The following is a 21715-nucleotide window of genomic DNA, read 5'->3' as shown; positions in this document are numbered from 1 at the left end:
GTATTTCTTTCTGGTTATCAAAAAAAAGTGCCACTACTTTCTAAAACCTCCTCATCTAAAACACTCACTTAAGCACAAATGTTTTTTGAGAAATCACGACCCTTTTTGGAATATAGAAATGAATTTGTTGAACACTACATATATAGGGGTGAGTTTAATGAATCGAGGAATATGGACAGCACTTTCAGGAATTGGAATTGCTCAAGGATTGAAGGTTCTCACAAATAAACGAGTAAATAATGAGTGGGATTGGAGACCTATTTTTCAAACAGGTGGTATGCCAAGCTCCCACTCTGCAGGAGTTTCTGCTTTAGCTACTTATGTAGCAACAAAAAAAGGATGGAACTCCACAGATACAGCACTAGCTGTTATTTTTGGAATCATTGTTATGTATGACGCTCAAGGAATTAGAAGACATACTGGAGAAATAGCTAAAATAGTCAATGATATCGATGCTGATATTGAGGTTTTGTCCGGTCATATGCCTGGATTATTTCACGTCAAACAAGAAAAAGAATTGAATGAATTACTGGGTCACCAACCTGCTGAGGTTGCAGGAGGAGCATTGCTTGGAATTCTTATCGGTCTTGTTAGCTCTTATCTTGAGAAATAGGGATTTAACATAAAAATGAACAAAAGAGGCCGGGACATAAGTATTTAAGCTAATGATAAACCCGAAATATTAGGAGATATTTCAATTGATTATTCGCCTAATATTTCGGGTTTTTATTTGTTGTCTTCAATAGATCTTTTGATTTTGCATACTATCTTTAAGAACTAGTGGAATGAAGCGGAAGACATTTGACTCCTGCGGGTGCAGAGGAAAGGCTGAGACCCCACAGGCGCTTGCGCCGAGGAGGCTTAGCCTCCTCCCCGCGGAAAGCAAATGTCTGCAGCGCAATGGAACGAACTTGATTCTTTCAACTTAACTGAATTTAAATTTATTCGTCTTTTTGTATGACATCTTTAATTATGTCCCAGCCTCTTTAATTTAACAGCAGTTACACAAACTGCTAATTCAGGGCGAATTCTTTTGAAGTGAATTTTTATATTAGAAAAACCACAATTAGTTAAATCATTAAAAATTTGTTTAGCGAACATTCTTGTTTTTGCTGAGCTTGCATTTTCTTCCCGTGGTTGCATTGTGATTGCTATTTTCCCATTTGATTTTAAAGCACCAAACACATTCTCCAAACCCTTTTTGGGATGATCCCAGATCGTATAGTTATTCACTGTCATAATTTTATCGTAAGCCTGATAAGGCATATCTACCTCTTCAATATCACCAGTGATAAGATGAACTTGCTTATTTTCGATTTTATCTTCTAATCTTTTGGATGCTTGCTTTCTCATCGTTTCAGACACATCTACTCCATCAATCTTAATATTATTGTGCGTTTTTAAGATCTTTTCCATACACATTCCACTTCCATAGCCAATTTCAAGTATATGATCATGATTCTTTAACCCTAATAAAGAAACAGTCCAAGCATTTAACTTTCTATTTTCTAAAGCCATAATTCTCCCAGCTATCATCCCTAAAATCCCATCTGGTTTACTAAAATGTTTCTTAAATGACTTCATCAACACATCACCTTATCATTTAAATGCCACTTTTTCATACATACTAAACCTTTTAGCGAGAATTTCTTCTTTATATAATCACTAACAGATGAATTTTTTCGGATACATAAAAGGAAATTAATGTTAAAATTTAAAGAAATGATTCTTCGTGAAGAAAATTAGTTCAAGAGTACCTTAGTTAATAAAGAGATTAGAGCCTTTCTTTTAAAAAATGCAAGAAGACTGACTACATCACTAAAGTAAAGTAAGGAGTTCAAAATGATAAGAACTAAAATCAACCAACTTTTAGACAAGTTACCAGAAGAAGAATTAGAAAATGTTTATTGGTCAATTAAATCCATCGAAGAAGAGTATCTATATAATAAAAATCTTCAAGATAAAGGAGTCGTTATTTCAGATATAGAAGATTCAGAGGAACTAATTAAGAGATGGGATCGCACGTTTGCCAAGAATATAAGTGATCACGTTAAAAGAGATATTTATTATGATCAATTTAGGTGGCATATTTTTAGTTACGAGAAACAAGAGTGCTTAGAGGAAGAAGCAGCGAGAAATGCTTTTAATGCTGTCGAGAAACAAGATCTTTACATCATGTATCAAGGAGTTACTAGTGTACTTCTATATTTAAATGCATCTGAATTAGTAGCTGAAAACTTTGACTCTCAGCAAGATATTTATATTTTCGATAAAAACTTTTCTTGGACATATGTTAATACCCATGAATCAATGTGTGGACCATATTTTTATAAAGTAGAAAACAGATGATCTTCATCTAGAGAGCCCTTCTCCGATAAAAGCAGGAATACCTTTTAATTAATGGATAGTTTAAAAATAAAATAGTCCGTCTTAACATCAAGATATTTTTCAAGTAAATGCTATTGAGAAAACCAAGTTTCAGGAGGTAAACTGATGATCAAGGATACATGTAAAGTATTGTATATTTTCCTAGTTTTTTATCTCATAACTATCATCCCCCCCATGAGGTTTTATGACATCGAAGAACCCAGTTTCTTTGTTCCATTTATTATTGTTGCTTTGATTATTGGAGTTATGGGAGTATATTTATTTGGAAAAGATATGAAGCTATATAAAAATTTCTACTTCCTAAGTTATGTTATTACGATAGGGATTGTTTTTGTACCTGTTATAGGTGTTTACACTGAAGGTGATGACAGTTTCTATGGTTTTCCTGCACAATGGTTCAGCTATTATCCTATAAATGGCTCTGTTTCCCTTCAACCATTAGGCTTTTTATTTAATTGTTTTATATTTTATCTTATTTTTCGACTCTTGAAAAAAATATTAGCGAGTTCTTCTCCAACTCATTAAACTAAGAACCACCTATAAGACAATTTGACTAACCATATTCAACAAACGGGGCGAGTGTTCAATAAGAACAGTCGCTATTAACATAGCAAAATGATTCAGGGATGAGAAACATTAATTTAATAGCTACTACAGAGGGTGATAACTAATAATTTTAAAACATTTTCTCTTGTATTCCAGTGATGATGAGGGTATTGCAGAAGTGGATAAAAATCTGTCTTTTCAATCAAGGTGTATAACGTCTCTTTATGAAAGACACTTTTCAAATTTTTACACGACCGAAGTTAAACAAATCAATATTATCTGTGTGAAGGCATCTCCAAAGTCAAATTTAACTATTATAGGCGGCTTTTGCGATGTGGAGATTCTTTATGATGCAAGTGAATTTTTCAAGTTAGATGACGAAGAGAAAAGAGTAGTCATACTCGAGAAGTTGAAGCAAGGGATTGATAAAGTCGTTGAACTGAATAAATGGGAAAGCACTCCATTCAATGATGCTTATAATTGCGTGAAAAAAGCTAGTTACAAAACTAATTATGTATGGAAGAAACCAAAAAGTAGCCCAAATCGAAACTATAAAGCAGAAGTTTTTATAGAACATGGTTTATATTCCTGTGATATATTTTTGATCGCAAAGGATAAGAACGGACAAGAAATAGCCAGAAAAAGAGTAGCATCTGAGAAGCCAGATGAATTAGTATTCCGAAGACATTTAGGAGAACTAAAGTGGTTATCGAATATCGAAGTTGCATTATTCAACCACTTTAAAACAAACTACAGCTCACTTCAATTATAGGAATAAATCAAACCCTTGTTGAAGTCAGGTGATGTTTACTAAACATACAACCCCTATGTTCAAGTGATTGGTCGAAAAACTCCACAAATGAATAGAGGTTAATTTATTGCCACCTTTAAATAAAATGTCCTATTTTTGTGTCGTACTTAATATCACGTTAACTATAGTCACTTTTCCATCTAACATTTCGACTTTTTTTCCCTACGGATCTTAAATATTGCTATCTTCCTCTTACCACCAATGGTAACATTTTGCGGAGTACTTTTAGGAATAGGTGCAATTGTGTTAAAAGAACCCTTCATCAAATTAATAATTGCAATAGCATTAAATATCGCTTATATACTTGCATACCAATATGTTTTTACAAACTTTTAAATTCATTGAATGTGGGACACACTCTCTTCTTCGCTATTTGCATTGTTTTTTATACGTTAATGCAGCTAAACATAATTATGTTTTAATATCTTATTTCAAGTCATACTTTATGTTTTCTTCTCAAAAAATGGTCTACTCAAAGGATTGTTGCTTTAAAAATATTAATATAACCATAGTGGAATGGAGCGGAAGACACTTGACTCCTGCGGGTGTAGAGGAATGATCGAGACCCCACAGGCGCGCAGCTTACGAGGAGGCTCGACTTCCTCCCCGGCGAATCTTGTGTCTGCAACGCAATGAAACGAACCAATTTTTACGTTAAAATCCACTAAAATAACTATTCTCACCAAAACCAACCTAGTTTAAGAAAACGCCCTAAATAAAAAAGATAAGTTACTAGCTCTACTACTAGCAACCTATCCTTATTTAAATCCTATACATTCCTCTTACTATTAATGAACCTGCACTAATTTAATATGCTCAATATGATGTCGACCATGCCAAGAATAAAGAGCAGTATTTATTAACAAAGACATCTCCCTCTTACTTGCAGGATGATATAAGGTTTTATCAAAATCTGAAGAAGACATATTCTTCAATAAATACGTCCAACGACTATGAAGAGAATGAAGTAAATCAAGTGAGTGTTCCACTGGGAATAACTTAGAATCTGGCAGCTCAGCCCATAAATGCTCCTCATATGGCTTTATTGTCGGCCTCTCCTCAGTAAGAGCTAGCTTAAAACGTATAAAACTATTCATATGACTATCAGCCAAATGGTGAACAACTTGCCTTGCTGTCCATCCTCCAGGTCTATATGATGTATCTATCAACGATTTAGATAAATCATCAAGTGCCTTTGTTAAGAGAAGAGGCATTTGTTCTATATCTGTTATCCACTGATTCCTATCTTCGATACTAGTTTGTTTCGGAACGACAAATTCACCAATCGGATACTGTAAGCTTTTTCTCACTACACTCACTCCCTTATAAAACTTTTATCTTCTCACTTTTATTATATTTCGGTCTATCTATTAAAGCGAGTGTAAAAGTTCTATAAATTTAGTGCCAGTCTGATTGTTTTTAATATATGACCATCGAACAAATCATCATACTCTGTTTCAATGATAAACCCTTTGGCTTTATAAAAGGCAAGTCCAACCTCATTATCCTTTTCAACATTAACATATACTTTCTTCAAGTTGGGAAAGAACGTAATTCCCTCATTTAATAAAGATGTGCCAATCCCTTTTCCTTGATAATCTTTATAAAGATAAATAGCAGCTAATTCAACTTTAGCATCACTTTTTAAAGGTGTAAAATTAATAAATCCGATAATCTCCCCTTCTACTTCAGCTACTAAAAATACTGTATTTACTAATCTCTTTTCGAGCATTTCATTAGAATATGCCATATTAATAAAATTTTCCTGTATTTCGGTTGGAATAATTCCCTTATAAGTAGTGTTCCAACTTGTTTTCGCTACATGTTGAACACTCTGAATATCTTCATTTTTCATACTCCGAATTGTTACATTCTTCATTTTTCATACTCCGAATTGTTACATTCATTTTACTCGACCTCATTTAAAATGGTTTTCATAATGACAAATTATAGCATTACTTTTGGGGGTTGTAACAGCTGTGGAGAATAACATTTATAAAAATAAAGTGTTTACAAAAATGTGGGTAACTATGTGATTATGGGGATAACCTGTGGATAACATGCTTAGTTATCCACTTTTATGCTTTATACACTTCATTTTTTCCTGTTTTTACTGATTCAAGAGATTTTAAATTGTTAATATCTTTGTGGATAGTATCAACAATAAGCTGAGCATCATAATCCATTGAAGCTACATGGTATGAATGCTCTAACACAGTTTGTTTTTTGATATCTGATGAAACATAATGGAAGATAAAATCTGAATTTCTTGGCGATACAACATGATCAACGGCAGATTTAAAGATGAAAGTAGGACAACTTACTTTTGTAATCTTCTGCTTTGTATCCTCCATTAAAAATAATAATTGATGGATCGCTTTAAGTGGCACTTTATCATAAGTAATTTCAAAGACTGAAGGCTTTTTAATATCTGGTGTTCCTTCATTAATAAATCTTGGTGATTCCGCGTCTCTTAAATTTTCATAAGCTACCTCTGTTACAGCAGCATTAATAAGGAAAATCCCATCAATATGCTGCTTTTTTGCTGCAAGCTGTAGAGTTAAAGCACCTCCCATAGATTGACCAACAATAAATATGCTTGAACAGCTTGATTTTAATTCCTCATAAGCATTTTCTAAATCTGAAATCCAAGTTTCATACGTACTACTTTCCATTTCCTTATAGTGAGTACCATGACCTGATAACCGTGGAATAGATACTGTATAACCATATTGTGATAATTGTTCACCTATATATTGCATACTCTGTGGAGTTCCATTAAAACCATGACATAACAAAATTCCTTTTTTATTTCCAGAGAAGTATAAGCTTTCTGCACCATTGATCACAGGATATGAGTTTTTTTCCATCTTCCTTCCTCCTAGTCGATTTGATTATTTAGATTATATGTTTATCTTAATTATTCTTATTAGTTTACTTGGTTTTATTCTACAGGATATCTCTTTCCATGACAACATTAAAAAACACGATGTATTAAGCTTAAGAGCTTACATCGTGTATAGTTAACGTCTATTTATTTTTCATTCTTAAAGACAGGATAACCAGTATATTTAAAATCTTTACCAATTTTAATAATTTCTAATTCTTTAAGATCTATTGCATCGGACATTTTCTCGATACCTTCACCTGCAAAAAAACCTGGTGAACTTTTACCGCCAATTAATTTAGGCGCCACATATAAAACTAGCTTATCAACTAATTGTTCTTTTAAAAAGGACGCATTAACTTCTCCTCCGCCTTCAATTAGCACAGATGAAACATTTTGTTCACCTAATATTTTCAGGGTATCATGTAAATCTACTCGTTGTTTGCCCTTTGTTACAAAAACCTTCACACCGAGTTTTTCTAACTCCTGTTTCAGCCCTGAATTATAATTCTCGGATGTAAAAATCCATGTTTCAGCTTTTTTGTCAGTAATTACCTTACTATTCATTGGAATACGTAAAGTACTGTCTAAAATAATTCTAATAGGATTTCGACCGTATGGTATTCTCGTTGTTAATTCTGGGTCATCTTGTATAACTGTATGAACGCCGACTAAAATACCTGTATGTTCATTCCGCAAATGATGAACATCATGGCGAGCTTCTTCTGAAGTAATCCATTTACTGTCCCATATATGAGAGGATATTTTCCCATCTAACGTTGTAGCTGCTTTTAATGTCATAAACGGCTGCTTCTTCACAATAAACTTATTAAATACTTCATTCATTTTACGTGATTCTTCTTCACAAACTCCAACGATAACCTCAATATTAGCTTTTTCTAAAATTTTAACACCATTTCCCGCAACAATTGGATTAGGATCAAGTGTTGCAATAATCACTTTCTTTAACCCAGCTGTAACAAGTGCCTCTGCACAAGGACCTGTTCGTCCATGATGTGAACATGGTTCCAGTGTTACATAAATAGTACCACCCTTTGCTTTTTCGCCTGCCATGCGTAAAGCATGAATTTCCGCGTGAGGTTCCCCAGCTTTTAGATGGGCACCAACACCAACAATCCGATTGTCATTCACAATAACAGCTCCTACAAGCGGATTAGGAGCTGTTTGGCCTTTCATCGCCTTCGCATTGTCTAATGCTAGCTTCATGTAAAATTCATGTTCACTCAAATTGGATATCCTCCTCGGAAATGACCTGCTTTCTCCATTTTCGTTTCTAAATAACGTTGATTATACATCGAAATATCTCCCCATAAAGGCATTCTACCAGTCACATTTGCACCTGAATTTTTAAGTGCCTCTAATTTATTCGGATTATTCGTGATTAACGTAACAGGCTTCTGACGAATAGATTTTAATACTCTAATAGCTTCATCATAATTACGGCTATCATCTTTAAAGCCTAAATATTCATTAGCTTCTACTGTATCTAACCCTTCTTCTTGTAAAAGATAGGCCATTGCTTTGCTAAATAATCCAATTCCTCTACCTTCATGATTTGCCAAATAAAAAAGTGCACCTGATCCATGTTCAGCGATTATCTTCATCGATTGCTTCAACTGAAATCCACAATCACATCGCTTACTTCCAAATATATCACCAGTATGACAAATGCTATGCATACGGATAAGTGCTTCTTCACTATGTTCAAAATCTCCATAAACTAATACACTAGATTGCTGACTTTCTGCTAAGTTAGCCGTTGCTAAGCTTTTGATTAACATATCCTTTTGCTCTTCTAAAGGTAGATTTAAGGAATTCTCCATCTCTAACCAACTGTACCAGTTAAATTCCAAAGTTGCCCCGTCCAATTGAACCGGCAATTTTATTGGACCAACAATAAAAGTCTGTCCAGATTCATGAGATATCATATTTATTTTCTTTTTCAAAGCTTTTAATGATGTTTGTTCTGTTGCTTCTATCATCATATTGCCTCCTGATTATTGATCCATTATATAAAAGGTCTTTCCCTTACATTGTCTAAAAGAAGTTACGTGTACCCCTACTATCTATAGAATATTAGTGGTTACTTATTGTAAGTAAGTTTAAATTCGAAAGATAAATAAGTCAATTTTCTATGCTTTTTCCTATAGAAAATATGATGTTTTACATTATATATGAAAGCTTATAGTAAAGCTCATGATAAATCTTGGTAGTGTTATTTTTTCTTGTACCAAATAAGTAGCAACAAAGCTTTGTTTTACTATTGTTGAATAGAGGTCTTTATTTTCTTTATGATTAGGTTAAAATAGTGAATGAGGTGATCTTAATGGAGCATGTAAAAACAGAAGAGAAATTTATGGAGTTAATAAATAGCAATAAACCAGTTGTTTTGAAATTCTTTACAGATTGGTGTCCTGATTGCAAACGAATGGATATGTTTTTACCAACAGTTTTTGAAGAGGTTGAAAATGTAGAGATGTATGAAATCAACAAAGATGATTTACCTGAAATAGCAGAAAAGTATGATGTCATGGGGATTCCAAGCTTATTAGTATTCAAGGACGGTGAAAAACAAGCACACTTACATAGCGCAAATGCAAAAACACCTGATCAAGTAATTGAATTCCTTACTAGCTCAATTAAATAATCTTAAAGCGACTAGGTTATAAGTTGTGGCATTAAAAAGGGCTGACAGCATTACTGGGTAAGCTGTCAGCCTCTCTTTCATCGTTTTCTTTATTTCATAGGTTTAAAGCTCATAGTTGCATGGACAGCTCTTTGCCAGCCTTCATACAACTGACTTCTTTCATCTTCATTCATACTTGGATCAAATGACTTCTCTACTTTCCACTTCTTCGCAATTTCATTCCGATCCTGCCAAAATCCGACTGCTAAACCTGCTAAATATGCTGCTCCTAACGCTGTTGTCTCATTAACTACTGGTCGTTCGACAGGTACATTTAAAACATCACTTTGAAAATTCATTAAGAAATTATTCTTAACCGCTCCACCGTCAACTCTAAGCTTTTTAAGCTCAATACCTGAATCTGCTTCCATTGCTTTAAGAACATCTTTTGCTTGGAATGCTAGAGATTCCAACGTTGCACGAATAAAATGCTCTTTTGTTGTTCCGCGTGTTAAACCAAAAACAGCTCCTCGTGATTCACTATCCCAATATGGTGTTCCTAAACCAACAAATGCAGGCACAACATATACACCTTCAGAAGACTCAACCTTACTAGCATATTCCTCACTAGCAGAAGCATCATCAATCATTCTTAGTCCATCACGGAGCCATTGAATGGCAGAGCCCGCTACAAAGATACTTCCTTCTAACGCGTACTCAACTTTCCCATCAATTCCCCAGGCAATTGTTGTTAGTAAGCCACTTTCTGAATTTACCGCTTTTTCACCAGTATTCATTAACATGAAACAGCCTGTTCCATAAGTATTTTTGGCCATTCCTTTTTCATAACATGCTTGCCCAAATAATGCTGCTTGCTGGTCTCCCGCTACACCTGCAATCGGTACAGCTTCTCCAAAAAAGTGATAATCAACTGTAGTAGCATACACTTCAGACGAAGAACATACTTCTGGTAGCATTGACTTTGGAATCGTTAAAATGTCTAATAATTCTTCATCCCATTTCAAGTCATAAATATTATACATAAGTGTTCTTGAAGCATTACTATAATCTGTTACATGCCTTTGTCCACCAGATAACTTCCAAATTAACCATGTATCTACTGTACCAAATAGCAATTTCCCTTCTTCTGCCTTTTGTCTTGCTCCCTCTACATGATCAAGAATCCACTTCACCTTAGTACCGGAAAAATAGGCGTCAATTAACAACCCTGTTTTATTATGAAATAAGTCGCTATATCCTTTTTCCTTTAATTCCTCACAAATATCTGCTGTTTGCCTTGATTGCCATACAATTGCGTTATAAATAGGTAATCCTGTTTCTTTATCCCACACGATAGCCGTTTCTCTTTGATTTGTAATACCAATACTTGCAATCTCTTTAGGAGAAATAGATGTTTTAGTTAATAATTGTGCAATTACAGCTAATATTGAGCTCCAGATTTCTTGTGCATTATGCTCAACCCAACCTGATTTAGGAAAATATTGCTTGAACTCTTGTTGAGCAATATCAACTATTTCTCCTTCTTTATTAAATAGAATTGCTCGTGAGCTTGTTGTTCCTTGATCAAGTGCTAATACATATTTCTTTTCCACTGAAATCCCCCCTATTTACTTATATCTATTCAGACAATACTCTTCGTTTAATAATGACCCTGATAACGATAAATGATTATATATTTATAAAAAAATAGACAGCATATGCATCTATCGAATGAATCGATAATTACGCATAGCTGTCTCTGGTTTCTTATCAGCACGAATATTAACTTATTTCTATTATAAGAAATATGTCTCCTACTTGTAAACGCTTTTAGTTAAATTTGATATAATTTGTTTATAGAAGAAGGGGGAAGAAGGGGGTCTGTCCCTCACCATAGTGAGGGACAGACCCCCTTCTTCCCTTCTTCTCCTCTTTCTTCCTTTTTTCTACGAGCAATTCTAATTATTTTACCTGAAATCTCTATTCAAATCATTGAGATTTTTTTAAAAGTTTCTTTCTAGAAAAGTATAGAGTAAACTGCCTAATAAACGGTCAACTTTTTATTTACTTCTTTTTACCCTGTGTTTCTTCATTCCCTTTGTTAAAGGCAAAACGATACTTCTCACTTTTTTCTATTTGGGTAACTTGTGAATCATGTATTGTGATTTGCAGTGTTCCAAATTCAATATCCTCTAATAAACTAGCAATTTTATCGATAACTTCTTGTTTACTATTATTCCTTACCAACAACCTTCTCCCCTTTCACCTTTCACTGTGTATACTCAAACACTTAAATAATGTTTACTTTTTAATCAAGTGATAGTTGATTTTTCACCTTACTGCTTATGCTTCTGATTTTTGATACAGTGTGAGAAATAGCAATAATCCAAATTACAAAAATCCCGATATAAATATAAGGATATACTGCCGTATTATCGATCCAGCTTGTTACTAATGTTCTAGAATTAATCAATATAATAAATCCACCTACAAGAACACCCATTAATTGACCATGAATTTTTTGAACGATCCAAGCTGCGATTGGTGCCGCAATAATACCACCTATCATTAATGCACCTACCCATAACCAATTTACATCTTGCCACCCTAATGAAATAAGAAATCCTAGTGTTGCTGATACAGCAATTGCAAACTCACTTGTATCAACTGTGCCAACTACTTTGCGAGGACTCATTCCCTTTTTTGATAATAAAACAGGTGTAGCAATTGGTCCCCAACCTCCTCCACCTGTTGCATCAGCAAAGCCTGCGATCAACCCTAGTGGAATTGATTGCTTTTTAGTAAGTGAGATCTCTTTCTTTACTTGTGTAGGAGTGAATTTAAATAAAAACTTGATCAATACATACACGCCTAGCGAAAGAAGAAATAACGATATATAAGGCTTTGCAAGTTCACCTGGATATGACTAAGAAATGTAGCTCCTAAAAAGGCTCCTATTGAACCAGGAATAATTAATCGATAAACAGTCTGCTTATCAACATTTCCAAACTTGATATGTGACGCACCTGAAGCAGCAGTCGTCACTACCTCAGCAAGATGTACCGATGCAGAAGCTACTGCCGGAGCAAAGCCGAAGGTCAACAAAAGTGATGTAGATGTAACACCATATGCCATTCCCAATGCACCATCAATTAACTGTGCAAGTAATCCAATAAAGGCAAAAACAATCAATTTTCTCATAATTAACACCTCATTTGATATGAAAATGACAATAAAAAAGGCATAACCCAATCATGTGATAAAGTTATACCTTCGGTTGACCGATCGGCTTTCTTATTCCATTTTCTAATTAGTCAGATTATAATTCATATTATTCCTACCTGTCAACTTGTATTTAAATTTTAGTTTCTAAACTTATATCAACGGTACCTACTTTTCTATATTATTTCTTTACAAGAAAACAAAAAAGCGATTGAAACTGGAGGGATGCTCCAATTTTCAATCGCTTTTGGGAATTACTTATATATTAGCTTTTAGCAACTTTATGTTGTTAATAGCATTTAACTCTAACCAATTATTCTACTGTAACACTCTTAGCTAAATTTCTTGGTTTATCAACATCACAATCACGGTGTAATGCTGCATAATAAGAAATTAATTGTAATGGTACAACAGCTACTAATGGTGATAATTGCTCATGAACACTTGGAAGAATGAAACGATCATCTTCTTCTTCTAAGCCTTTCATAGAAATGATACAAGGATTTGCACCACGTGCTACTACTTCTTTCACATTTCCACGAATACTTAAGTTAACATGTTCTTGAGTTGATAGTGCAATAATTGGTGTTCCATTTTCGATTAAAGCAATCGTCCCATGCTTTAATTCTCCACCTGCAAAGCCTTCAGCTTGAATATATGAGATTTCTTTAAGCTTCAATGCTCCTTCTAATCCTACATAGTAGTCTACAGAACGACCAATAAAGAATGCATTACGAGTTGTTGCAAAGTATTCCTTTGCAATCTCTTCCATTTCTTCTTTTTGATCACATAGAACCTCCATTGCATTAGCAACAATTCCAAGCTCCTTCGTTAGATCAAATTCTAATGAACGACCTTTTCCTTCAGCTGCAACTGCTGCAAGAATAGAAAGCACTGCTAGTTGTGCTGTATATGCTTTTGTTGATGCTACAGCAATTTCAGGACCAGCATGTAATAACATTGTATAATCAGCTTCACGAGATAGTGTAGATCCTTGAACATTTGTAATTGTTAATGCTTTATGTCCAAGCTCTTTAATTTGTACTAATACTGCACGGCTATCAGCTGTTTCTCCACTTTGTGAGATAAAAATAAACAGTGGATTAGGTGATAATAAAGGCATATTGTAAGAAAATTCACTTGCAATATGAACTTCAACAGGAATTTTAGCCCAGTTTTCAATAAACTGTTTACCAATTAACCCTGCATGATAGCTAGTTCCTGCAGCAACAATATAAATTCGGTCTGCCGCATTAACTGCAGCTACGATATCTGAATCAACTGTGATTTCATCAGCATCATTACGGTATTTATCAATAATTCTTCTTGTAACTAAAGGTTGCTCATCAATTTCTTTCAACATGTAGTGAGGATATGTGCCCTTTTCAATATCGCTAGAATCAATTTCAGCTTTGTAAGGTGCACGTTCAATTACATTACCTTGTAAATCTTTAATAGTAACCGTTTCACGTTCAACGAATACCATTTCTTTATCCATGATCTCCACATATTGATCAGTTACTTGTAGCATTGCCATAGCATCTGATGCTACAACATTGAAGCTACCATCACCTAAACCAACAAGAAGAGGACTTTTGTTTTTTGCGACATAAATCATGTTAGGATTTTGCTCATCTAATAATGCAATTGCATAAGAGCCTTTTAAGATTGATAACGTTTGACGGAACGCTTCCTCAACCTCTAATCCTTCATTAACAAATTTATCAATAACTTGGACAATTATTTCTGTGTCTGTATCACTTTTTAGGTCAACGTTTTGTAGATACTCACGTTTTAAGATGGCATAGTTTTCAATCACACCATTGTGTACAATAGTAAATCTACTAGTTGTACTTTGATGTGGGTGTGCATTTACTTGGCTTGGTACGCCATGAGTCGCCCATCTTGTATGACCAATTCCTGTTGATGCTTCAACTTTCTCATCTACACTTTTACGTAGCTCAGCAATACGACCTTTTTCTTTGAAAATATGCACTCCATCTTGATTCATCGTTGCAATTCCAGCAGAGTCATATCCTCGATACTCTAATTTCTCTAATCCCTTTAAAAGAATTTCCTTAGAGTCATTTTGTCCAATATATCCTACTATTCCGCACATATTTGTTTCCTCCCATAGAGTGTGTCATGGGACAGTTGTCAATTAAATTTCGGAGACATTCACTGTCCCCTCACACATGTTTTTTGTTATTTGGAAGGCTACACTTTTCCCTTTGTTCAAAAAGTTACCTCTTTGTTTTAAGAAAAAGTTTACGGTTGTAACCAATCAACCGGGAGGCATCCGCCGAAATTTCGATAACCTCCATCCTCGTCAACTAAGCTTTTTCGTCCACTTAGTTCAGGCGCTTTATGATGTTTTCAGATAAAACCTATGCTCCTTTACATTAAATTTAAACACAAAGTTAATATTACAATACGAAGATTTAAATCGTCAATCTATTTTTTCCAATTGCTTCACAACCTTAGTATCGATTGTTTACTTACACTATATGCATGGGTTTCTTTTCTTGTTAATGAGAAACCTTGATCCTCAATATTTAAGCATATAAAAAAGCGGGTTTCCCCGCTTCTAAAGCTACTACTCTAATCCCATTTCTGCTTTTACAACTTCTACAATTCTTTCTACATATTCACGGCATTGCTCTTCAGTTGGAGCTTCTGCCATAACACGTACTAACGGCTCTGTACCTGATGGTCTAACAAGTATACGACCATTTCCATTCATCTCTGCTTCAACTGCTGTAATCACTTCTTTAACTTTGGCATTTTCAGTTACTTTATATTTATCAGTTACTCTCACATTAATAAGTAATTGAGGGAATTTTTGCATTTCCTCTGCAAGCTCTGATAATTTCTTACCAGTTAATTTCATAATATTAACCAGCTGTAAACCAGAAAGCAATCCGTCACCTGTTGTATTGTAATCTAAGAAAATAATATGCCCTGACTGTTCTCCACCAAGATTATAGTCATTTTTTCTCATTTCTTCTACTACATAACGATCACCTACCGCTGTAGCAACACTCTTGATATTTTCTATCTCCAAGCCTTTATAGAAACCAAGGTTACTCATAACTGTAGATACAACAGTATTTTTCTTCAGTCTACCTTCATTATTTAAGTACTTGGCACAAATGAACATAATTTGATCACCATCAACGATTGCACCATTTTCATCTATTGCAATCATACGGTCACCATCTCCATCAAATGCTAATCCGATATCTGCATTCTTTTCTTTTAAAAAGGCTGAAAGTGCCTCTGGATGTGTTGAACCAACACCATCGTTAATATTTAATCCATTAGGTGATGTACCCATAGTAGAAACATCTGCATCCAAGTCAGCAAACAAATGTGTTGCTAATGACGATGTTGCACCATGTGCACAATCTAATGCAACATGAATGCCAGTAAAGTCTTCATCTACTGTTTGTTTTAAGAATTGAAGATATTTCTGTCCACCTTCAAAATAATCATTAACTTGTCCTAAATTCTTCCCTACAGGTCTAGGTAAAGTATCTTCTTCTTGATCCATCAATGCTTCAATTTCCAGCTCTTGATCATCAGAAAGCTTGAAACCATCTGGTCCGAAATATTTAATTCCATTATCTTCAACAGGATTATGTGATGCAGAAATCATGACTCCAGCTTCTGCCCCAAGTGCCTTTGTTAAATAAGCAACACCTGGTGTCGAGATGACGCCTAATCGCATAACCTCTGCCCCAATTGATAAAAGCCCAGCAACTAGTGCTCCTTCTAACATATGTCCTGATATCCGAGTGTCACGACCAATAAGAACCTTAGGACGCTCTTTATCCTTTGTTAAAACGTACCCACCAAATCGCCCTATTTTAAAAGCTAATTCAGGTGTTAATTCACTATTCGCTACTCCTCGTACTCCATCTGTACCAAAATACTTTCCCATTTGGTTTCGCTCCTTTTATCCTATCTGCCTAAGAGGCTGAGGAAATTTTCACTTTTACTGTTTCTTGTTCTAATGACCAGGTGATGTTTTGAGGACCATTAACCTCTACCTTTACTTCATGTTCTCCATCACTTAAATCTGCCAAATTAATATACAGCTCTATATCATCACTCGTTATGTTTTCAATAACACTTGGTGCCCCAAAGATTTGTACATCAATAGAGCCTAAATCTGGATCAAGGAAATCAAATCTCTTTCCCTCTGACATTCCAACCTCTTGGATTGATTGATCAGATAATAATTTTTCTTCTTGATTATCTATATCTACTTTTATGTTAATTTTCTCAGGAGATACCTTGTTAACTCCTTCTGGCTTTGGAATTGCAACTTCCAGAACAGTATCTTCTGTCACTTTACTTAGATCAACTTTGATTCCATCTAAAAATTCCAGGTTCTCTAAAACATCTAAAGGACCATAAACAGTAACCTGCTTTGGATCAGGCTCAAGACTTAAAATGCTTAGTCCTTTTCCAAGCTCACCTTCTCTAACTATTTTAAAAGGTAATTCTTTACTTGGACTTTTAATAGGAACCGTAACATCAACAACTGAAGGTTCAACCTCCACAGGAAGAATATTTCCATCCCCATCATATATTGTTATGGTTGCATCTGATTCAACTGTTTCTTTTGCATTTTCCAAATTTATTGTTGCTTTCACAGCTGAAATTCGCTCTATTACTTCCTTTGATGCCGTCACATTAATACTATTTGGGCTAACAATTGGCTGATCTGGTTCATAGCCTTCTTCAAGTTTATCTTCATTTAGAAAATCAACTGTCACTGGAAAGCTCTTTGTTATTTTTTCTTCAATTGAGACTGTAATAATTGAAGGGTTAATGCTTGCTGTTAAGTCACTTGGAAGATCTTTATGCTTTAATTTCACTTGGTGTGTTCCAATAGATAAATTCGTTAAGTCTGCATAAATTTCGAAACCCTTTTGCTTACTTGCCTTTGTTATCGAACCAGTTGTTCCCTCTAATGTTACACTAACTGTTTCAGGTACTCCTGTTACAACAAGATTTTCTTGATCAAAATATGTAGTGACGGGTACTTCTGTAACCGTGCTCTGATCAGTAGATGTAGATCCTCCTAATAATGGCGGTGGCTTACTTGTACTTGGAGATCCTGATTCAATATTAACCGAGGCATAAAGCATCAAGGCTAAAAATAATGCAATAAACCTCATGACCCATGGGCTTTCTATTAGTTTATCCATTCTTTTTTCCCCTCCATTGCCAACGGTTTGAGGAAACAGCTTTTGTTGGAGCATTTAACTCTTTTTGTAGAATATTTCTTAATTCATCCTGAGTTAAGTTCCTATGAAGTTCACTATTTCTAGCAGCAGATACACTTCCTGTTTCTTCAGAAACAATAATTGTTAAACTATCCGTAACCTCACTAACTCCTAATGCCGCTCGATGTCGCGTACCAAGCTCCTTCGAAATAAAAGGGCTTTCCGATAGTGGCAGATAACACGCTGCAGCTGCAATTTGGTTTTTCTGAATGATAACTGCACCGTCATGAAGAGGTGTATTTGGGATAAAGATATTAATTAGTAATTCAGATGAAATTCTAGATTCTAAGGCGATTCCAGTTTCTATATAGTCACTCATCCCTGTTTCTTTTTCAATCGTCATTAATGCCCCAATACGACGTTTAGCCATATAATCTGTTGCTTTTACGATTGCTTCGACGGCTACTTCTGGATCTTCTTCTCCAGGTAAACCACCTCTAGTAAATAACCGACCTCTTCCTAGCTGTTCTAAAGCTCTGCGCAGCTCTGGTTGGAATATGATAATAATCGCTAAAAATCCCCATGTTAGAGCTTGGTCCATTAACCATTGCAATGTACTCAAACCCATGTACTGACTTAACATACGGACTACGATTATAACTGTAATTCCTTTCAATAGCTGAACAGCTTTTGTTCCCCTTACTACCATAATTAGTTTATAGATAACATACCAAACAAGGAGAATATCAACAGCTATACCGAGGTAATGTAATACCGGTATATCCTCATATCCCATTCACTCGTCCTCCATGAGTTTTAATCGTCTTTCTAAGCAAGCCTATTTGTGTTTAAAACATAAAACAGAATTTAATAAAATCTAGAAACCTCAATACATTTTATTTAAAATCTGTTTCCAATATATAATTTTCACTAAAAAACTCATTACCTCATCTTTTATCCAGTTATGTAAATAGCTTCGAAAGGTAACTTCTCTATTATATCACTTCACCTTTAATCATGTAAAAAGGTCACCAATTTGATGACCTTAAAAATAGTGCAGCCAATCTTCTGAGCATAGATAGTCAAACTGATGTACCTACCAGCGATTATCTTAAAATACTAACAACATCCTCTGAAGTTGACTTTATATGATACCAAAGCCAATCAAACATCTCATTTACTTCATGTATATCACCAGTAACTTGACCAGCAGATGCTACATACTTTTCACCATTATTTGACGTTACATCCCCATTAATTACAGTAACATCTCCATCTATTTTACCTTCAATTAAGAGTGTTCCATTCTTTACTGTAACGTCCCCTTCAATGATTTCACCTTTTGGTACAGTCACCTTGCTATTTTCAACAACTAAATTAGACTGCTTAGAAACGCTAAAATGCTGATCTTCATTCCATGCAGAAAATAAGCTACCTGTCATCAGTAATAAGAATAAAGATGCAGCTGATAGTAGTGGGTGACCCTTTAACCATCTATTCCAAGATACAGTTTTCTTTTCTTTAGGAAGTCTGTTCATAACAGCTGATGTAAAATCAGATGGTGCTTCTATATGAGATGTACTTTGAACAAGTGCAACAGCTTTTTCAAGTTCATGAAAATGGTGATAACATTCCTTACATGTATGAAGATGTTCTTTTATTTTAGCTTCATCTTCCTCTAATAGTTCTTGATCCATATATTTGTGTAAAAGCTGAATAAACTCATTAGAACAGCTCACATTACTCACCTCTTTATAAATGCCTTAATTGCTTTCTGAGTGCCTCTCTTCCTCTATGGATGCGGGTTTTAACCGTACCAACAGGAATGTCCAAAATTTCACTAATCTCAATTAATGATAGTTCGTCAATATACTTCAAAACAATAACAGTTCTATACTTATCTGGAAGCTTTAGAATTTCCTTCTGAATAGTTTCCTGCAGTTCTATTGTTTCTAACTCCTCTTCAGGTAAAGCATCCTGTGATGCAACCTGAGAATACATTGTTAAACCCTCAGTTCCAGAAATCTCTGCATCTAAATAATAATCAGGTTTCTTTTTTCTTATTCTATCGATACAAAGGTTTGTTGCAATACGGTATAGCCATGTAGAAAACTTTTTATTCATATCATATGTATGAATATTTACATATGATCGAATAAAAGCTTCTTGAGCTATGTCCTCAGCTTCATGAGCATTTCCTAGCATTCGATAACACAATTGATATATCTTGTCTTTATACAGATCAACAATTTCAGCAAAGGCATTCTGATCACCTTTTTTCACTTGTTTAATCCTTTTTTTCACGATCGTTTCCATTTTGTCATACCTCCGCACTCTGCGGGTCTCTTTTTATACGATTAAGGTTACCGTTTGGTTTCATTTTTTTCACATAAAATTATTTTAACAAATTTTGGAGAACTTTGGAGGAAAGTTTTAAAGAAAGTAAAATAAATCGTGAAAAACCCATTGATTTTATTATTGAAATTAAAAAAGACAATTTTAAAAGCGATAAACTAGGTTTATCGCTTTTTATATAAGTACATTATTGTTGATAATTTTGGTGGAGCCTAGCGGGATCGAACCGCTGACCTCCTGCGTGCAAGGCAGGCGCTCTCCCAGCTGAGCTAAGGCCCCTTAAAAATATGGAGCGGAAGACGGGATTCGAACCCGCGACCCCCACCTTGGCAAGGTGGTGTTCTACCACTGAACTACTTCCGCAAAAATGAGCCATGAAGGATTCGAACCTTCGACCCTCTGATTAAAAGTCAGATGCTCTACCAACTGAGCTAATGGCTCTCTAAATGGCTGGGCTAGCTGGATTCGAACCAACGCATGTCGCAGTCAAAGTGCGATGCCTTACCGCTTGGCTATAGCCCAATAAATAAATGTCTTAATAATTATAGTAACCATATTATCGTGAAGTTATTCACAATATTGATAATGAGAAAATAAAAAAACAATTAATGAATTGTATTAAAACCAACTCTATCATCGTTTATCATCATTCATTATATAATAAGATGGTGGAGGGGGGCAGATTCGAACTGCCGAACCCTAAGGAGCGGATTTACAGTCCGCCGCGTTTAGCCACTTCGCTACCCCTCCATATATAAAACAGTGCCGGCGAGAGGACTTGAACCCCCAACCTACTGATTACAAGTCAGTTGCTCTACCAGTTGAGCTACACCGGCGTGTAGATTTAAGTATTTATTTCATTGAATATCTTAGAATCCATTTTCACTTTGGAATAAATACTCTAAGCTAGTAGAAGGTATTTAAGATGTTAAATGAAATGGTAAGATATTTTCGCTCCGCGAAAAATCTATGGTGGAGGATGACGGGATCGAACCGCCGACCCTCTGCTTGTAAGGCAGATGCTCTCCCAGCTGAGCTAATCCTCCAAAAGTTATTATTATAGGAAAATTATTAATGTAAGTTTTTTCGCTATGCAAAAAAACTTTGGTGACCCATACGGGATTCGAACCCGTGTTACCGCCGTGAAAGGGCGGTGTCTTAACCGCTTGACCAATGGGCCGTTCTTTAGTTAGAAGAATATTTTCATAAGCTTCCAACCGGGCTCGAACCGGTGACCTCTTCCTTACCATGGAAGTACTCTACCAACTGAGCTATGGAAGCAATGGCTCCGCAGGCAGGACTCGAACCTGCGACCGATCGGTTAACAGCCGATAGCTCTACCACTGAGCTACTGCGGATTAATATACAAAGCCTGGCAACGTCCTACTCTCACAGGGGGAAACCCCCAACTACCATCGGCGCTGAAGAGCTTAACTTCCGTGTTCGGCATGGGAACGGGTGTGGCCTCTTCGCCATCATTACCAGACATATTTAGAAGGATATTCCTTCAAAACTAGATAACAACTCACAATTCAATTCACTGACGTTCGCTTAAATATTTAGGTTAAGTCCTCGATCGATTAGTATCTGTCAGCTCCACACGTCACCGCGCTTCCACCTCA

19 protein-coding genes, 10 tRNA genes, 1 rRNA gene and 1 pseudogene are annotated in these 21715 nt (G+C 35.3%); 5 read left to right on the top strand and 26 right to left on the bottom strand.

What is annotated here, in order from left to right; all coding sequences use genetic code 11:
* Positions 1–148: 148 nt before the first annotated feature.
* On the top strand, positions 149–613 hold the full coding sequence (locus JOC75_RS23195) for a divergent PAP2 family protein (protein ID WP_204956312.1): 465 nt from the start codon (positions 149–151) through the stop codon (positions 611–613).
* A 353-nt stretch (positions 614–966) separates the two neighbouring features.
* On the opposite strand, the gene JOC75_RS23190 is transcribed toward JOC75_RS23195, so the two are convergent.
* Positions 967–1584: a class I SAM-dependent methyltransferase gene (locus tag JOC75_RS23190; protein WP_204956290.1), complete on the bottom strand. Its 618-nt coding sequence runs from the start codon at positions 1582–1584 to the stop codon at positions 967–969.
* A gap of 258 nt (positions 1585–1842) precedes the next feature.
* Between JOC75_RS23190 and JOC75_RS23185 the strand changes: the two genes are divergently transcribed.
* The 3 genes from JOC75_RS23185 to JOC75_RS23175 all read left to right on the top strand — a co-directional run bounded on the left by JOC75_RS23185 (position 1843) and on the right by JOC75_RS23175 (position 3706).
* Positions 1843–2349: a DUF4275 family protein gene (locus JOC75_RS23185; RefSeq protein WP_204956289.1), complete on the top strand. Its 507-nt coding sequence runs from the start codon at positions 1843–1845 to the stop codon at positions 2347–2349.
* A 144-nt stretch (positions 2350–2493) separates the two neighbouring features.
* On the top strand, positions 2494–2913 hold the full coding sequence (locus JOC75_RS23180) for a hypothetical protein (RefSeq protein ID WP_204956288.1): 420 nt from the start codon (positions 2494–2496) through the stop codon (positions 2911–2913).
* 355 nt (positions 2914–3268) lie between these two features.
* Positions 3269–3706 (top strand): hypothetical protein, encoded by a 438-nt coding sequence (locus JOC75_RS23175; RefSeq protein WP_204956287.1) that lies wholly within the window; start codon positions 3269–3271, stop codon positions 3704–3706.
* A gap of 827 nt (positions 3707–4533) precedes the next feature.
* On the opposite strand, the gene JOC75_RS23170 is transcribed toward JOC75_RS23175, so the two are convergent.
* The 5 genes from JOC75_RS23170 to JOC75_RS23150 form a co-directional block, all read right to left on the bottom strand.
* On the bottom strand, positions 4534–5055 hold the full coding sequence (locus JOC75_RS23170; RefSeq protein WP_204956286.1) for a YfiT family bacillithiol transferase: 522 nt from the start codon (positions 5053–5055) through the stop codon (positions 4534–4536).
* An 80-nt stretch (positions 5056–5135) separates the two neighbouring features.
* Positions 5136–5624 carry a GNAT family N-acetyltransferase gene (locus tag JOC75_RS23165; RefSeq protein WP_204956285.1) on the bottom strand — a complete coding sequence of 163 codons (489 nt, stop codon included), beginning with the start codon at positions 5622–5624 and terminating at the stop codon, positions 5136–5138.
* A 199-nt stretch (positions 5625–5823) separates the two neighbouring features.
* Complete coding sequence (locus JOC75_RS23160) at positions 5824–6615, bottom strand: alpha/beta hydrolase (protein ID WP_204956284.1); 792 nt, start codon at positions 6613–6615, stop codon at positions 5824–5826.
* Positions 6616–6779: 164 nt separating this feature from the next.
* Positions 6780–7880: a bifunctional diaminohydroxyphosphoribosylaminopyrimidine deaminase/5-amino-6-(5-phosphoribosylamino)uracil reductase RibD gene (gene ribD, locus JOC75_RS23155; RefSeq protein WP_204956283.1), complete on the bottom strand. Its 1101-nt coding sequence runs from the start codon at positions 7878–7880 to the stop codon at positions 6780–6782.
* Positions 7877–8635: a GTP cyclohydrolase II gene (locus JOC75_RS23150; RefSeq protein ID WP_204956282.1), complete on the bottom strand. Its 759-nt coding sequence runs from the start codon at positions 8633–8635 to the stop codon at positions 7877–7879. The genes ribD and JOC75_RS23150 overlap by 4 nt, the downstream gene beginning before the upstream one ends.
* A gap of 344 nt (positions 8636–8979) precedes the next feature.
* Here JOC75_RS23150 and JOC75_RS23145 point away from each other — a divergent pair, with 344 nt between their 5' ends.
* Complete coding sequence (locus tag JOC75_RS23145) at positions 8980–9300, top strand: thioredoxin family protein (RefSeq protein WP_204956281.1); 321 nt, start codon at positions 8980–8982, stop codon at positions 9298–9300.
* Positions 9301–9389: 89 nt separating this feature from the next.
* Here the strand turns inward: JOC75_RS23145 and glpK are convergent, their stop codons facing one another.
* The 20 genes and pseudogenes from glpK to rrf form a co-directional block, all read right to left on the bottom strand.
* Positions 9390–10892, bottom strand: a complete 1503-nt coding sequence (glpK, locus tag JOC75_RS23140; RefSeq protein ID WP_204956280.1) for a glycerol kinase GlpK — start codon at positions 10890–10892, stop codon at positions 9390–9392.
* A 451-nt stretch (positions 10893–11343) separates the two neighbouring features.
* The gene (locus JOC75_RS23135) at positions 11344–11529 is read right to left on the bottom strand and encodes a YezD family protein (protein WP_204956279.1); all 186 of its coding nucleotides are present in this window, start codon (positions 11527–11529) and stop codon (positions 11344–11346) included.
* Positions 11530–11587: 58 nt separating this feature from the next.
* Positions 11588–12480 (bottom strand): annotated as a pseudogene (locus JOC75_RS23130) (sulfite exporter TauE/SafE family protein).
* 334 nt (positions 12481–12814) lie between these two features.
* Positions 12815–14620, bottom strand: a complete 1806-nt coding sequence (gene glmS, locus JOC75_RS23125; protein ID WP_204956278.1) for a glutamine--fructose-6-phosphate transaminase (isomerizing) — start codon at positions 14618–14620, stop codon at positions 12815–12817.
* A gap of 477 nt (positions 14621–15097) precedes the next feature.
* On the bottom strand, positions 15098–16444 hold the full coding sequence (glmM, locus tag JOC75_RS23120; RefSeq protein WP_204956277.1) for a phosphoglucosamine mutase: 1347 nt from the start codon (positions 16442–16444) through the stop codon (positions 15098–15100).
* 28 nt (positions 16445–16472) lie between these two features.
* Positions 16473–17720: a CdaR family protein gene (locus tag JOC75_RS23115; protein ID WP_204956276.1), complete on the bottom strand. Its 1248-nt coding sequence runs from the start codon at positions 17718–17720 to the stop codon at positions 16473–16475.
* Positions 17713–18534 (bottom strand): diadenylate cyclase CdaA, encoded by an 822-nt coding sequence (gene cdaA, locus JOC75_RS23110; protein ID WP_204956275.1) that lies wholly within the window; start codon positions 18532–18534, stop codon positions 17713–17715. Before cdaA ends, JOC75_RS23115 begins: the two co-directional genes overlap by 8 nt.
* Before the next feature lie 310 nt (positions 18535–18844).
* Complete coding sequence (locus JOC75_RS23105) at positions 18845–19477, bottom strand: zf-HC2 domain-containing protein (RefSeq protein WP_204956274.1); 633 nt, start codon at positions 19475–19477, stop codon at positions 18845–18847.
* Positions 19478–19490: 13 nt separating this feature from the next.
* Positions 19491–20054 (bottom strand): RNA polymerase sigma factor SigW, encoded by a 564-nt coding sequence (gene sigW, locus JOC75_RS23100; protein ID WP_146950708.1) that lies wholly within the window; start codon positions 20052–20054, stop codon positions 19491–19493.
* A gap of 242 nt (positions 20055–20296) precedes the next feature.
* Positions 20297–20372, bottom strand: a tRNA-Ala gene (locus JOC75_RS23095).
* Between the two features lie 9 nt (positions 20373–20381).
* Positions 20382–20456 (bottom strand) — tRNA-Gly (locus tag JOC75_RS23090).
* A gap of 5 nt (positions 20457–20461) precedes the next feature.
* Positions 20462–20534: transfer RNA gene (locus JOC75_RS23085), tRNA-Lys, on the bottom strand.
* Positions 20535–20540: 6 nt separating this feature from the next.
* Positions 20541–20615, bottom strand: a tRNA-Gln gene (locus JOC75_RS23080).
* Positions 20616–20759: 144 nt separating this feature from the next.
* A tRNA-Tyr gene (locus tag JOC75_RS23075) sits at positions 20760–20843 on the bottom strand.
* A gap of 13 nt (positions 20844–20856) precedes the next feature.
* Positions 20857–20929, bottom strand: a tRNA-Thr gene (locus tag JOC75_RS23070).
* A gap of 134 nt (positions 20930–21063) precedes the next feature.
* Positions 21064–21139 (bottom strand) — tRNA-Val (locus JOC75_RS23065).
* A gap of 59 nt (positions 21140–21198) precedes the next feature.
* A tRNA-Glu gene (locus tag JOC75_RS23060) sits at positions 21199–21273 on the bottom strand.
* 28 nt (positions 21274–21301) lie between these two features.
* Positions 21302–21374 (bottom strand) — tRNA-Thr (locus JOC75_RS23055).
* Between the two features lie 2 nt (positions 21375–21376).
* A tRNA-Asn gene (locus JOC75_RS23050) sits at positions 21377–21451 on the bottom strand.
* 12 nt (positions 21452–21463) lie between these two features.
* Positions 21464–21579: ribosomal RNA gene (gene rrf / locus JOC75_RS23045) — 5S ribosomal RNA — on the bottom strand.
* Positions 21580–21715: the final 136 nt, after the last annotated feature.

It is taken from the genome of Metabacillus crassostreae (genome assembly GCF_016908395.1).
Lineage (GTDB): Bacteria > Bacillota > Bacilli > Bacillales > Bacillaceae > Metabacillus > Metabacillus crassostreae.
This window is presented reverse-complemented; position numbering and strand designations above follow the sequence as displayed.

Bases quoted from the DNA above. Each gene is read 5' to 3' on its own strand.
- JOC75_RS23190 (WP_204956290.1), bottom strand. From the start codon at position 1,584: ATGAAGTCATTTAAGAAACATTTTAGTAAACCAGATGGGATTTTAGGG.
- JOC75_RS23185 (WP_204956289.1), top strand. From the start codon at position 1,843: ATGATAAGAACTAAAATCAACCAACTTTTAGACAAGTTACCAGAAGAA.
- JOC75_RS23180 (WP_204956288.1), top strand. From the start codon at position 2,494: ATGATCAAGGATACATGTAAAGTATTGTATATTTTCCTAGTTTTTTAT.
- JOC75_RS23165 (WP_204956285.1), bottom strand. From the start codon at position 5,624: ATGAAGAATGTAACAATTCGGAGTATGAAAAATGAAGATATTCAGAGT.
- JOC75_RS23160 (WP_204956284.1), bottom strand. From the start codon at position 6,615: ATGGAAAAAAACTCATATCCTGTGATCAATGGTGCAGAAAGCTTATAC.
- JOC75_RS23150 (WP_204956282.1), bottom strand. From the start codon at position 8,635: ATGATAGAAGCAACAGAACAAACATCATTAAAAGCTTTGAAAAAGAAA.
- JOC75_RS23145 (WP_204956281.1), top strand. From the start codon at position 8,980: ATGGAGCATGTAAAAACAGAAGAGAAATTTATGGAGTTAATAAATAGC.
- glmS (WP_204956278.1), bottom strand. From the start codon at position 14,620: ATGTGCGGAATAGTAGGATATATTGGACAAAATGACTCTAAGGAAATT.
- glmM (WP_204956277.1), bottom strand. From the start codon at position 16,444: ATGGGAAAGTATTTTGGTACAGATGGAGTACGAGGAGTAGCGAATAGT.
- JOC75_RS23115 (WP_204956276.1), bottom strand. From the start codon at position 17,720: ATGGATAAACTAATAGAAAGCCCATGGGTCATGAGGTTTATTGCATTA.
- cdaA (WP_204956275.1), bottom strand. From the start codon at position 18,534: ATGGGATATGAGGATATACCGGTATTACATTACCTCGGTATAGCTGTT.
- sigW (WP_146950708.1), bottom strand. From the start codon at position 20,054: ATGGAAACGATCGTGAAAAAAAGGATTAAACAAGTGAAAAAAGGTGAT.